The 12,420-nt window shown below is 37.4% G+C and carries 15 protein-coding genes; 1 reads left to right on the forward strand and 14 read right to left on the reverse strand.

Annotated elements, in window-relative coordinates:
• Positions 1 to 18 precede the first annotated feature (18 nt).
• The 12 genes from R7070_RS21175 to R7070_RS21230 form a co-directional block, all read right to left on the reverse strand.
• Positions 19 to 2,010: a tape measure protein gene (locus R7070_RS21175; protein ID WP_262596373.1), complete on the reverse strand. Its 1,992-nt coding sequence runs from the start codon at positions 2,008 to 2,010 to the stop codon at positions 19 to 21.
• Positions 2,003 to 2,647, reverse strand: coding sequence for a phage baseplate protein (locus tag R7070_RS21180; protein ID WP_262596371.1), 645 nt, complete (start codon positions 2,645 to 2,647; stop codon positions 2,003 to 2,005). The genes R7070_RS21175 and R7070_RS21180 overlap by 8 nt, the downstream gene beginning before the upstream one ends.
• 231 nt (positions 2,648 to 2,878) lie before the next feature.
• On the reverse strand, positions 2,879 to 3,721 hold the full coding sequence (locus R7070_RS21185) for a hypothetical protein (protein WP_262596369.1): 843 nt from the start codon (positions 3,719 to 3,721) through the stop codon (positions 2,879 to 2,881).
• An 84-nt stretch (positions 3,722 to 3,805) separates the two neighbouring features.
• Complete coding sequence (locus tag R7070_RS21190; RefSeq protein ID WP_225491432.1) at positions 3,806 to 4,846, reverse strand: S49 family peptidase; 1,041 nt, start codon at positions 4,844 to 4,846, stop codon at positions 3,806 to 3,808.
• A gap of 11 nt (positions 4,847 to 4,857) precedes the next feature.
• Complete coding sequence (locus R7070_RS21195; RefSeq protein ID WP_318141298.1) at positions 4,858 to 5,337, reverse strand: hypothetical protein; 480 nt, start codon at positions 5,335 to 5,337, stop codon at positions 4,858 to 4,860.
• A gap of 48 nt (positions 5,338 to 5,385) precedes the next feature.
• Positions 5,386 to 5,586, reverse strand: a complete 201-nt coding sequence (locus R7070_RS21200) for a hypothetical protein (protein WP_069547984.1) — start codon at positions 5,584 to 5,586, stop codon at positions 5,386 to 5,388.
• A gap of 376 nt (positions 5,587 to 5,962) precedes the next feature.
• A complete protein-coding gene (locus tag R7070_RS21205; protein ID WP_258476985.1) occupies positions 5,963 to 6,556 on the reverse strand; it encodes a hypothetical protein in 594 nt (197 codons plus the stop codon).
• Between the two features lie 192 nt (positions 6,557 to 6,748).
• The gene (locus tag R7070_RS21210; protein WP_262596365.1) at positions 6,749 to 7,147 is read right to left on the reverse strand and encodes a hypothetical protein; all 399 of its coding nucleotides are present in this window, start codon (positions 7,145 to 7,147) and stop codon (positions 6,749 to 6,751) included.
• 147 nt (positions 7,148 to 7,294) lie between these two features.
• Positions 7,295 to 8,449 carry a DUF6945 domain-containing protein gene (locus R7070_RS21215; RefSeq protein ID WP_262596363.1) on the reverse strand — a complete coding sequence of 385 codons (1,155 nt, stop codon included), beginning with the start codon at positions 8,447 to 8,449 and terminating at the stop codon, positions 7,295 to 7,297.
• Positions 8,433 to 8,609, reverse strand: a complete 177-nt coding sequence (locus R7070_RS21220; protein ID WP_180770569.1) for a hypothetical protein — start codon at positions 8,607 to 8,609, stop codon at positions 8,433 to 8,435. The genes R7070_RS21215 and R7070_RS21220 overlap by 17 nt, the downstream gene beginning before the upstream one ends.
• Before the next feature lie 2 nt (positions 8,610 to 8,611).
• Positions 8,612 to 8,839: a hypothetical protein gene (locus R7070_RS21225; RefSeq protein WP_262596360.1), complete on the reverse strand. Its 228-nt coding sequence runs from the start codon at positions 8,837 to 8,839 to the stop codon at positions 8,612 to 8,614.
• Positions 8,840 to 9,177: 338 nt separating this feature from the next.
• Positions 9,178 to 9,660, reverse strand: a complete 483-nt coding sequence (locus tag R7070_RS21230) for a Bro-N domain-containing protein (RefSeq protein WP_318141299.1) — start codon at positions 9,658 to 9,660, stop codon at positions 9,178 to 9,180.
• 1,001 nt (positions 9,661 to 10,661) lie between these two features.
• Here R7070_RS21230 and R7070_RS21235 point away from each other — a divergent pair.
• Positions 10,662 to 10,817, forward strand: coding sequence for a hypothetical protein (locus R7070_RS21235; protein ID WP_262596357.1), 156 nt, complete (start codon positions 10,662 to 10,664; stop codon positions 10,815 to 10,817).
• A 46-nt stretch (positions 10,818 to 10,863) separates the two neighbouring features.
• Here R7070_RS21235 and R7070_RS21240 read toward each other — a convergent pair whose 3' ends face one another.
• Together R7070_RS21240 and R7070_RS21245 are read right to left on the reverse strand one after the other, a co-directional pair.
• Positions 10,864 to 11,166 (reverse strand): hypothetical protein, encoded by a 303-nt coding sequence (locus R7070_RS21240; protein ID WP_193285561.1) that lies wholly within the window; start codon positions 11,164 to 11,166, stop codon positions 10,864 to 10,866.
• A gap of 537 nt (positions 11,167 to 11,703) precedes the next feature.
• A complete protein-coding gene (locus R7070_RS21245) occupies positions 11,704 to 12,273 on the reverse strand; it encodes a tyrosine-type recombinase/integrase (RefSeq protein WP_262596354.1) in 570 nt (189 codons plus the stop codon).
• Positions 12,274 to 12,420: the final 147 nt, after the last annotated feature.

Raw genomic sequence — 12,420 nt, forward strand, 5'->3', positions numbered from 1 at the left:
ATGTCATTACTGTAAGCCTTAATTTGAAGCTGATAGGTTTTGATAAAAGCCTATCATCCTTTGCTCTTCAGCGTTGTCTATCTCTGTTCTCACTACAGGGATGATGTTACCTGAACTGTCAATATCACTCCGTACATGAATATTAACGTCTACTTTCTGCTGATTAGAAGTTATTTCCTTGCCAGTTCTACGTAGATGCTCAAGTACAGGAGTGTCCCACCATTTAGCAGTCTTAGAATCGCCGAACAATGATGTAAAGCTCATACTGCCGCCCGGTCTTGCTTCCCAAACTGCAAGCAATCCGGTTAGGTACACATTCAAACGTGAGAAGAGTGATAATGTTCCACGAAGACCAGTGTTAATACCACCAACACCTTTAGCCATTGATGAAGCAGCTTGGCTACCACCAGTGAAGAATCCAACCGCCTTACTACCAATATTCCAAAGCATCTTGAATCCTTTAATGAGCTTAGCTAATCCAAATGATAAACCTAATACTTTTGCGCCAAAGGTTGCAAACTTGGTAATTCCTTCGTCAGTAGCTCCTGTTAGGTCTTTGAATGCATTATATAAATCAATACATAGAGCACCTAACATAGCGAATGGAAAGGATGCGGCTTTGATAGCTGAGCCAAGTCCTGTACCAATCACTTTAGCTAAACCTTTACCTTCACCTGCTAACAGGTTGAAACTCTTGGTAATTGCCATTAGAGCGGGTTTTAGACCAGAAAAGAATGAGTTAGTAATCTCTTTGATATTCGTCTGAGCAATCGACAATTGGGGTTGTAATCCTGTGCGCAAGCTCCATGCTAATTGATCGTTAGCATTAGCAATTTTGCTTAACTCTTTACCAAACTGAGGCATGATTTCGTGGGCGAGGATTTCTCCACGTTCCATTAACTTCCTAAGTTGTTGTTCTTGCTCTGCTGGGGTTAAGTTTCTGCTTATCTTGCCAATTTCTACGGCTGCTGAAGTCATCGCCCTTGTACTGATACCAAGACTTTCACTTAATTGACCTACCAACTCCTCACTTTGGACGCGACCTTTTGAAATTATTTGCGTGGCGGCGGTGAAAACACGTTGTTGCTTTTCTTGTGATAAACCGAGGGCAGTGCTTGCCTCGGATATACCTACGAAAACTTGACGTAAATCAGCTTGTGAGAGCTTATTACCTGCTGCTGCCTGAAATTGGACGTATGCACTAGTTAAGTTTTGAATATCTAAACCGAGCCGTAAAGCTTCCTCTCTGACAAACTTGAAGTTCTCTTTCGCCTTCACAGCGCTACCCGAAGTCACCAACATAGATCGTTCTAAGCTCTCAAATGTGAGTCCTGTTTGAACCACTGCATGACTACTAGCTGCTACAGCATAAACACCAGCAAGGTTAGCGGCTAAATTCTTAGAAATGCCTTGTTGCTTTTGAAGTTCACGAGTTCGAGTGCGTTCACGTCGATTCCGGTCTGTTATTTCATGCTTAAGTCGTTTTTCCAAAGCAAGTAAAGATTCAACGGTTTTAGCATCACGCAATTTATCGATGAGTATCTTTTTTTGAACCCCAGACATTTCACGTAATTCTCTATTTGAACTGACGAAACGACGGATCACCTCTCGTTGCTTCTTCTCAAAGCTTTCCTGATTTCTAAGCTTCTTCTTAGCTAAGGCATCCTCCTGTCTCATCTTTTCTGCGAAAACTGTCTGTGAAGCTTTCAAACCTGATGTTTCTGTCAAACCTGCAATACTTGATTGAAAACCAGCCTTACTATCTTTTGCAGCTTGACGTTTGTTCTGCTCACGTATCTTTGCATCTTCTCTGCGTAGTTTATCTGCCAGTTTAGTTCTTGATGCAATCAGTTCTTTCTCTTGTCGTCTACTGGCTTTTACCATTGAAGCTGTTGGAGCATCACCTAACTCTTTACCAAGTTTTTGTGCATCCTTTTTTAGTTTTCTCCATGAAGGTAAGTGATTACGCCAACTCACTTCATTTACAAATTTGTGGAGTTTTCTAGCCATTTGCACCTCTATTATTGAATTCTTTAATCACTTGTTCGTTTGATTTCTGCTTTTGGAGGTCAGTTATTCCGTTGTCGTTGTAGAACTCCCACACTTGTTCGCTCATCGATTTCTTTGTTTCGCTCTGTGATTTTGCACTAGAGTCGCTTTGAGAAGTTTTAGACTGTGCATCAATAGATTTAGAGGTGTCTGCAAACTGCAAAAGTGTTGAACGGGTATAACTGACGTTTCTTATGTGTTCGAGGTTTACACTGTATTCCATAGACCCAGTGGTTCCGTGTTGCCTTGGCTGATATGACACAATCACATATGAGTCCAAATTAAAAAATTCGTTCACGATCGTAAGCTTGGAACTGTTGTTGAACCACTTAAGTAGAATTTCGTGTGCATTAGTTGGGCGTTGTGAGTTATCAGTACCACTTATTAGATTACCGTTAAAATCTTTAATGGGGTTCTGGCTAATATAGAACGTCATATTTAAAGTCGGGTTTTGACGAATAACATGATTTGCGATAACGCTTTTATCTGAAATTGGGTATTTACTTGCATTAGCATTCCAAGTTGGAACGAGTTCTGTGAATGCATCGGCGTAGAAACGCCCTTGTTTGTCGTCCATTAGATACGTAGGGACAATCATTTTTATTTATCCTTATTTATTTTCGTAGTTCTTTATCAATTAGCCTTTTTAAATACTGCAAAAGCTTTCTATACTCATCTTCTTTTGTTTTTGGTTGCTTTGTACCAAAGAAGGTATTAAAGAGTGCAATTATTAAGAAGGGGATAAGGAACAAAAAGGAAGGGTGTAAGTTATTTAATAGATCCATAGGCATTTTATTAGCCCCTCAGTTAAAAAGGGGCATTTATCATTTTATTTGTTATATTCGATACTCTTGTAATCGAGAGTTTCAGCTTTAGATTCATGAACCCAAAGTTTACGCTGCTTACCATCTGCTAAATATTTTCGGATGGATACAAATTTAAGATAATTTAAAACTTTTTCAATATCTTTATTCGCAGCATCACCACACATTGCTTGTACATCTTCAAAGAACCAATAATCTTTTGATTCAATCTCATCAAAGTATTGTGAGAAATTAACATACATATCATTTAGGCTATTAGCTTCACTAGCGGCTAATTCAGCAATAGCTTTATCATAAGCTGCTTTCTGTTCAGAATGCTTGTTTTTAGCCCATTCTTGAGCTTTGACAACATCCATTTTTTCTTTACGTTCGATTTCGTTGAGTTCATCTAGAATTAATACAACTTGTTCTTTGATAGTTTTAATATCTTCCTCAATCAAGCAATCAGGCTTCTTCATGATAAGCTTATTAACACTCAATTGATGGAATAAATTGTGTTCTTGACTAGAGACTGTTTTATATCCTTCTTTCAACAATTCATCATGAGTCACTAAAAGGTGTTGCAAACCTTCTCGGATAAATTCATGGTGATATGCACACAGTTTATTCTCTTTTACAAGGTTGCTACCACTTAAAAGGTATGTAATTTCATCCTTACGTGAACTAAATGCTTTAGGTGCGGACGTGGAGATATAAGGAAGGTTATAAGAGGCTAGGTTGAAATTAACCACCTTATCAACACGTTCCTGATCAATTTGTTCTGGTTTAGTCACTTGAGTGCGATAATATTCTTTGATAAGTTCTTCAACAGTTTGGATATTTGGTAAGGTGTCGGTTGCAATGCTCATTTATTGTTATCCTTATTTTGTTTTTTAATTAGGGATTGGAGAGTACGGAGTTTCTGTAAAACTAGTTTGGTTTCTTCTGCCATATTACAAACCTCGTTTCTCTTTAGCTCTACGAACTGCCGCTTCAAGTTTAAGTTTGTGTTCTAATTTCTCTTGCTCGTAACTTAGTTCTTGTTCTGGTTCACTCTTAACTACAGGCTTTGAAACACTCGCTAATGCGGTAGCTTTGGCTTTATCAAAAGCAGGGGTATTGCTATTACTTGCGGTTGCTTTGGCGGTTGGTGTAGGTTTATGGCTGTATACGCTATTACCATGCATGTATGTTAGAAACTCTTCTTGAGTCAGCAATTTATCGACAAGTTTCAAGCTTAATGCTTTATCAGCACTGTAAACTTTTGCTTGAGTATCAATGACCTGTTGCTTACTAAGTGGACGATAGTTAGCTACATGTTCAACAAATTTGGTGTAAGTTTCGTTTACTGATTCTTGTAAGTCGTCTAAAAACTCTTGTTTAAAGCTACCGTCGGCTGCATAAGGGATTTTATTATTTCCAGCGTATACGAAGCTACGTGAAATACCTTGCTGTTCTAGTGCTTTACTGTCGTTTTGCAATTTTATAACCACACCCACCGATCCAATGCTGTAGCTCTCTGGGTCTGCAATAACATCATGTGATGTTGAGGCTAGGGCGTATGCGGCGCTACAGGCTTCACCATCAATCCAAGCAGTTAACTTAATACCGTTAGCGTCAGCGATTTTTCGTAGTTGTTTGGCACAGTAGAAGCAGTTAAAAGCTTCGCCACCACCGGAGCTAATATTCAAAACTACCTTTTTCTTACCTGAATCAGCTAGGCTTTGCATGTTGGCAATTAGATCACTGTAGTTAGTTCCACCACATAACGCTTGGAAATTTGTTGGTCTGGCGGTGAGGACTCCAGAAACGTCCAATACACCAAAACCTTGCTGTTCTAGTTTATCTTTTAATGGGTTTGGTGAACTCAATGCTTCACCAGATAGTGCTAGTTGGCGCGCCTCTTTGTTTTCGATAACCTCTGCGATTGTTTCAAAAAAGTTTAGGCTGCAAAGTTGAGGTTTTTGTAAAACTGCTTTACTTAAGTAATTCATGATATTCCTTATTATAGTTTTATGATTTTATAGATTCCGGAGATATTGAGAGGTTTGCCAGTTTTGCAATATAGATAGAATGTAGACTTGCTGACTTCAAGGTTGTCTTTAATCCTCTTATATAAGTCATGTAAGCATTGAATTATTTTCTCTGTTCCATCTGAAAAATAAATTTTATATGTACCAACTAGAGTTTCTTTAAAGTTTTCACTTTGGGATTTAATGCTACAGTTCTCTTTACAATAATCGCCAACATCCCCGAAACGACAAACGGAGACTACTTCTTTTTTACGCCTTTCAAAGTATTTATGGTTTAATAGAAATTCATAAAATTCGACAATTTCAAACTTATTCCTTACATCTCTGTAATTAGGGTGATTCTTGCATCTCCCCGTAATCCCGTAATAAATTTCTAGAGTTTTGTTTAGTTCTTGATCAGAAATGTTCGGATAAGACTCTAATAACGTTTTCTTATTATTCCTTTTCATCATATTGTTTCTCTATTATTATTCTATGTTGCTGCTATTGAACTGGGGGGGTTAAAGATCTATTGATTTTATTTTTCTAGAAGCTTGATACATTTTTAAAGCGGCATCGATAATTTCAAATTGCTCTTCATCCTCATATAGATTTCTAGCTCTCAATCGCATGATATATACATTTTTAATGCTACGACTTCCGGTTATCAATTCATTTAATAGTTCTTCAGGTGAACTATATAAAATCCGTTTTCTAGGCATGGGTTGACCTCCATTGTTAAATTGGATTAGGTTTAAATTAAGTGAGAGTATAAGATTGTTAATTCACTGTGGAAGTGATTAGAAGGTATAGAGTAATTGTAAACTTTTTGACTACAATTAAATGGTGCAAAACCTCAACTTTATATTAGATAGAGGAAAGGAGGAGCCTCATCACTAATAAAATAAGTTGAGTAAAACGCTTGGAGTAACGTTTTTAGCATTGCAACACTAGAGATAACAAAGGAAAATTTTATCGAAAACATAGGAAGGATGTCGAATAAAAATATAGAACTCTTTTAAATCACTCTATACAACTATTATATCAAAAATATATTTATTTGTATAGTAAATACATTAAAATAATATAGACTATTACTTATTTTTGTGTTAGCTGATTATGAGTTTCTTGAATTAAAATACATAGTTCAGCATGGGGTATCTTAGTATTATAAAACCAATCGTAAACGGTAGGTTGTTTTTTACAGTTTATAACATTCTTCATATATGGAATTAATCGGTTTACTTCGGTTAAAGTTGTCATGTGTTTATCTACACTTGCGCCAGCGTCGAAGTCTTTGAGCATCTTAATGAACCTTGCACTCAGTGTCTTAACGGGTTTTTGTCTCTTAGGAGGTGATAAAGAACGTTCTAACCAGTTATTCAAATAAGGCATTCGCGCCTTTTCAGGTTTGCTTTTATAAGCGTTGAAACCTACATCTAAAAGAACGGTTTTGCATGTCTGTGAGTGTTTTAGGTAAGCTTGAAACCTCATCTTAGAAACTGATAATCCACCACCCATAGGTATCAATTGAGGGCTTTGCTCGATGACATAATCAGTGTTAGCTAGGACACAAGCTAAATCTTGTTTGTAGATTGGTAGCCATTCATCAACCAGTGCATTAAGTTTTACCTGTTTCTTTGGCTCTAGTTTTGAAAGGAGCATTTCGTACTTTTTGTGTAAGTCTTCCATTTCACACCAACCTTGCATAGTTAAAACGGCGGCGAAATTGCTTCAGCTTTCTAATTCGGTATTTCTTCACGTTATGATTTCCTTATTGTTATTACCTCCCCATACAAAGGTGTGAACGTGTCTACAAGCTATTCAGCATGTATACGAGAGGTTTTGTATTCGGTTGTATTTAGAGAGAGGGGTTAGGTTGGGTTAGGTTGCCTTATGAGTTTGGTAAAACTCGTACAACTCGATATCTAATCGATCTGTCACTTCTTCAATGTCTTTATAAAACTCCCTAGCTATTAATTTGCCAATCACACTAGGGTATCTTATCAACAAGGCTAGAAAGTCATCTGAATCCAGTTGGTCATATACAAAAACGTCATTCTGTTTTGATGTTGGAACTTTAAATTCGTTGTCATTCAAATCTAACCACTGATCTTCATATAGCTCGATAATCTCCTTTGTTTCCTTAGTGGAAATAGGTAACTCAGTGAGCATTAGTTCAACCGAACTATTTACAAAAATCTCCTCGATCTTGTGATCTTGGCGAGTAATAAAAATGGTGTCATAACCTTGCTCTGGCTTTAATACCGTGAAAGTGTTCATATCATTGTTTCCTCTTGTTTGGAGTGATACATACAAGTAGCCCTACATTGTGCTTCATTCAAGCATGTATCAGGTTTGTTTTAGTGTTGTTTGGATTAGCCTGTAGAGGCTGAATAAGGTGTTAGCGTTGCGCTAAAAGGGGATTGGTTAGAATGGGATTACGGATTCGTGTTCGGGACAATCACGGTTTAAGCAGTACCCGAGATCATCTAAATTGTCACCACAAACTTCACAGATTAGCTTTTTACGTATAGCTTCTACGGTTGTTTGATCTGGTGAGTAGTCATCCCAAAAATGTGTATGTAACACTGTGAGCCAACGTTTTGTGTCTACTCGGTTAAGTTCACCTCTCGCCAGTGGTGCAGCAAACCAACCAACTCCTTTAGATTCAACATCTATATCTGAAACATCGACATTTCCGATCAGGCTGACCAGCTTGGACTTGTCACCTTTCGGTGCTGTTACTTCTGTTGATGTTTCAACAATCTTTGTTGTTGCTTCTGCTTCTTCAACAGGTGCCAGGTGTTTTACTGGTTCGGGTTTTCCATCACTAGACTGAACAAAACTATATACTGCTACGTCCTCTCGTTCTTCTGTTTCTTCATCCACCATTAAACACTGTTTGTAACTTGCTAACTCTGCAGCACACATATAGTAAGTAGGGCATGGATCGTTAGTTGTAGTGTTTATATCATCGACAAATCCGAAATTTGCATCTGTTTCGTCGTCATAACCATCTGGTTCCGTAAGAGCAAACATATAACATTCGACGTGTGGGTGTTCGGTGAAGTATGATTCTGTTCCGTAACAAGGTTGCTTTCTGTCTTCTTCTCGTTGTTTCTGTTCTTCTAATCGTTCAGCTTTAGCCTCATTACGTTGCTCGGTTGCTTCTGGTGTATCGAAAGTAGCGAGGGCTGGGTTAATCACATCATAATCTCTCAACACATTATCAAGCTTACGGATTGACTTCTTACCAGCATTTTTTATCGAACCTTTAGAAGTTGTTGCCACATCAAGCAAACCAATCTGCATTAGCTTTTTTATACGTGCTCTGTTACTTCCACTAGAACGATATGAACTACCAGTAACAGCAGTGCAAATCCTGTCTAGGCTTTCGAAGTAGGGAGAATGTTTAACGTTCTTGAAGTAGGCTTCACGTTGAGTAATAAAGGTAATGATCTTGAAGTCCACACCATCAAAAGGAATGATCTCTCCTGTCTTTTTATTCTTAAATCCAGTTGCCAGCGTATATCTAGCATCAATCTGAACAAATCCAATATTCTTGTTATAGTCGTTTACCATTGTGTGTATTCTCCTTTGCCTCCACTTGGGCACTTGTTTCAGAAAGTTGACGTTGTAATTGCTGCATTAGCTCGATTGTTAATTGAGTCGGGCTGAGTCCTGTCTGATCTGCCAAATCACCAACCAATTTGTCGTATGGGTGTTTGAGTTGAATTTTCATTTTTAGATTTCCTCTTTAATATTCTGGTTGAACTCTTCGAGCAGTCGAAACATGCTGACAGCTAGAGCAAAGTAAAAAGCTTCTTCGTGCTTACCTTCTTTATTTCGAACATATTTACGTTGACTAACATTAGATGGAGTGGTGTCACCATTCATTAACCGCCGAAGTTGTAACTGAGTAATAAGCGGTAGGGTAGTTAAGTTGATTTCATCTGGTAGTGTGTATGTCATATTAAAAATCCTTATATTGCAGATACGAGAAAACCACCAACGTGTGGTTCTGAACAAGTTCAGCACGTAGTGTGTAAATTAGATTGTGAGGTGGTAAGGTGATCGGGGACGATCTGGATGCTAGAGTAGTAAACTGAATTACTATTCTTATATAATAACACTAAATGAGAATGATTGTCAACAAATATTTGTGATGAATGTCGCTTTTTAAGTTATTTGAGTTGACTTTTGTTTATATCTATACTTACCAATCTACCATTTAAAAATAGTTTGTCAAGCGAGGGTGGGTAAGTTGTTGAAATCACTGGCAACGCTGTTTTATAGCGTTTCCGAATATATCAACCACGGACAACGATTTCCGACAACAATGTCGAAAAGTCCATCCCATCTTGACGGATTTTTGGTAACACTTCTTCACATACCCAATCTTGGAATTTTTCAGCATCAGGCTTATTAGAACGCATGATTAGGCGGTAAATATCGAACTCCTCAATCCATACTTTCTTACTGATAACTTCATTATGTGTGTAACCCTTCTGCATTAAAGCTTGATAAGGAGTAATATTGGCACCTAAGTCCTTGAATTCTGTGGACTGTCTGTTATATAGATTGTCCGATTTATCTTTCTCTAAATCTAGGTAAGATTTTTTAATCCCATGCTTACATAAGTTTTTAACTGCCTGTGTTGTATTCTCATAACCTAAGATCGTAGCAATTGTTTCAGCCTTAAAGTAAGGAACAACCTTCCCCTTATGATTCTCCCACATAATTGTTTCAATGTTCATACCATCGTAATCAAAAATCTGCATTTCTTTGTTCATATATTATTTCTCCTTATTTAATTTCAATAATTTCACAATTGTTTGTTAGAGATGATACAAATGAATCTACTTCATCCTCGTATACATCAATCTCTTTTGTTTCCCACACTTCTTTCTTGAACACCCACCAACCTTTTGAAGATACAAGTTCTTTGTATTTGATCGTCTTTGTTGGTGTTGGTAGGAATTCTACAAGGGGCAAAAACCAGTCCGTATTTCTGCCTAAATCTAGGCAATTCTAAAAGTTAACGTCGTTTTGAAACTGCCTAAAATCAGGCAGATTTATCCTACCAATAAGTAAAAGTGCCTAAATTTAGGCAATCTTAACCTCAAAACTGCCCGCTAGAGGTCACCTATGTTATATATACAGATAATACTAAGTCAGATCAGAGACTCGTAAACTCGTCAAACCAATATATGTCAGATCTTCACTACGTTCATAGACTCATTACATTCGTCCTAAACACCATATGTTAGATCTCGTTCGCTGTGCTCACTCAAGACTCACCATGTTCGTCTAACCAACACAGTAATATTTGTATTAACAATATTAATATATAGATATGTAAGATCAGAGACTCACTGTGTTCGTCTGCCCTAAAGGGCTTACTAATATGTTATATAGAAGAGACTCGTAACCTCGTCCTCAACGCTACGCTTATGTGTTTTCTATGTTCACTGTGTTCACTAAGAAAAGAAACCCTGTGTTGTCTTTAAGCTCCGCTTACACATGTTGTGTGTTTATCACTTCGTGATAGTGAATGTGTTTTATAGCTCCGCTATCTATGTATATGTAAGATTCACGATACAACCCACCTGTAAAGCTCATAGACAAGCTATTTCACTTTCCATGTGTGATGTGTTCATCTAACCCCTAAAGGGGCTGTGTGTTGCTTTCATAAATCTTGTGTTATTCAAAGAGTTCGCAGTGTCGTAATCCAACACATTGCTATACTTAACCTCATGATACTTTTAACTCTGTTCAACGCTGAGACATCACCATGAAACGATTATTACTAGCTGCTATGTGCTTACTTACGGCTACAGGACAAGCAGAAACCATCTGTAAAACCGATGCGATAGGAATAACACGTTGTAAGGACTCCAATGGGGTAGTGATGGATCAATCTGTAAGAAAGATCCTCACGGTGCTGTAAGGTGCAAAAATTGAAGGTGTTATGGTTGAACTGCTTTCAAGGGCTCTCATTTATCTTGTGGAGAGTAATCAATCAATGGTGAGAGTTGAACACAGACACCGCCTTGATCAATCTGGTATTTAAAACCAGCTTGAACATTTGCTTTATTTAGCCACTTTATCACTCGATCGCCTAGTTGCTTTTCTGTTGGGCTATATAATCCAAAAGAGGCTGGTAGAATGATTATGTTTTCATATGATTCAAATAACCTATTTCTTCCATCTAATTCTGGTCTGTAAGTAAACTCTGTTTTAAAGTACTCAGTGAGTAACTTCGTCAATAAATTATTAATCTGATTATTATCCAGCATGTTTTATAGACTCCTTTTTATGACACTAATTGTATATTAGAACACCCAGTAAGTTTAATCAGTACATCGCTCACAAAGAAGGATCAACATATTTACAGTTCTATTCATAGGTAGTAAGCAGTACAGATAATTGATTCAGATTTATAGAAGGTTTGTTTAGCAAACCCCTCTATCCATTCTTACCCCCACAGATTAAAACTTTTCATAAATGGTAATCAATTTACCAAAAATGCAACATTCGATACTGAATAATAATTCAATCAATGAATATAGACCATGTGTGCAATATAAATGAAAATACTCAGATATTAAGTCGATTTTGGGCACTGGATGTGTGAGTGTGGGGTAATTGGTGTGCAAATGCTTCTATGCGACTCAGACAAGCGTTTTAGCGGTGAATTAATATAGTTGGGTTAATATTGATTAGGACGTTCTGAGAGGCTTTGAGGAGTTATTACAGGGAGGTAGAACAAGTTCTAGCAGACAATAAAAAACCGCCATGATAGGCGGCTTGATTGGGAGGAGGTATTTAAGTAATCAGTAGATTTCTACTAGCTTCAAAGCGTTATTAATATCTTCTTGTTCAATACCAATATAACGCAATGTCTCGGAGCTTGAACGGTGCTGCAATATACGCTGAACCATAGCGATATCACCAGTTAAGTTATAGTAGTTGTAACCCCATGTTTTACGGAATGAATGAGTACCAATGTGCACACCTACAATTAAACTTACTTCTTGAAGAACCTTAGCTATTTGTTGTCTAGAAATAGGCTTGTCAGCACCTCCAGAACGGTTTGAATCACTAGTGAATAGGAACGTGTGACCTTTACCTTTCGCAACGTCTACACGCTTTTTGAGTAGTTTCTGCAAGGTATCAGTCATTTGAAAGGTATCACTCTTACCTGTCTTAGATGCCTTAAACTTAACGGTGTTACGCTGTACGTCTACATCATCTACCTTTAGACCTAGAATGTCACTGATACGTAAAGGTAGGTTGAAACCCACTTTGATCACATCAATCACAACTTCACTGTAGTTCTTCCCAGCAAAACTGATCACTTTCTTAACTACATTCTTATCTTTAATCGCTTGTACTGTTTCCATCTTAATAATCCTCCCATAGGTTACTTATAAGTAAACATAGTACATTTGTGTCAATTAGAAAAGAGGTTTGTAGATATGAATTTAAAGAAGACAAGCACTGGTAAGGGATCTCTAATTGACACAATCTGTTTCTGTCAATTAGAAATG

The sequence above is a fragment of the Vibrio sp. 1557 genome, from assembly GCF_033340175.1.
Classification (GTDB): Bacteria; Pseudomonadota; Gammaproteobacteria; order Enterobacterales; family Vibrionaceae; genus Vibrio; species Vibrio alginolyticus.

Coding starts and splice junctions, on each gene's coding strand:
- R7070_RS21220 (WP_180770569.1), bottom strand. CDS start 8,609: ATGAAAATTCAACTCAAACACCCATACGACAAATTGGTTGGTGATTTG.
- R7070_RS21230 (WP_318141299.1), bottom strand. CDS start 9,660: ATGAACAAAGAAATGCAGATTTTTGATTACGATGGTATGAACATTGAA.
- R7070_RS21175 (WP_262596373.1), bottom strand. CDS start 2,010: ATGGCTAGAAAACTCCACAAATTTGTAAATGAAGTGAGTTGGCGTAAT.
- R7070_RS21195 (WP_318141298.1), bottom strand. CDS start 5,337: ATGATGAAAAGGAATAATAAGAAAACGTTATTAGAGTCTTATCCGAAC.
- R7070_RS21190 (WP_225491432.1), bottom strand. CDS start 4,846: ATGAATTACTTAAGTAAAGCAGTTTTACAAAAACCTCAACTTTGCAGC.
- R7070_RS21210 (WP_262596365.1), bottom strand. CDS start 7,147: ATGAACACTTTCACGGTATTAAAGCCAGAGCAAGGTTATGACACCATT.
- R7070_RS21225 (WP_262596360.1), bottom strand. CDS start 8,839: ATGACATACACACTACCAGATGAAATCAACTTAACTACCCTACCGCTT.
- R7070_RS21200 (WP_069547984.1), bottom strand. CDS start 5,586: ATGCCTAGAAAACGGATTTTATATAGTTCACCTGAAGAACTATTAAAT.
- R7070_RS21180 (WP_262596371.1), bottom strand. CDS start 2,647: ATGATTGTCCCTACGTATCTAATGGACGACAAACAAGGGCGTTTCTAC.
- R7070_RS21185 (WP_262596369.1), bottom strand. CDS start 3,721: ATGAGCATTGCAACCGACACCTTACCAAATATCCAAACTGTTGAAGAA.
- R7070_RS21240 (WP_193285561.1), bottom strand. CDS start 11,166: ATGCTGGATAATAATCAGATTAATAATTTATTGACGAAGTTACTCACT.
- R7070_RS21235 (WP_262596357.1), top strand. CDS start 10,662: ATGAAACGATTATTACTAGCTGCTATGTGCTTACTTACGGCTACAGGA.
- R7070_RS21205 (WP_258476985.1), bottom strand. CDS start 6,556: ATGGAAGACTTACACAAAAAGTACGAAATGCTCCTTTCAAAACTAGAG.
- R7070_RS21215 (WP_262596363.1), bottom strand. CDS start 8,449: ATGGTAAACGACTATAACAAGAATATTGGATTTGTTCAGATTGATGCT.
- R7070_RS21245 (WP_262596354.1), bottom strand. CDS start 12,273: ATGGAAACAGTACAAGCGATTAAAGATAAGAATGTAGTTAAGAAAGTG.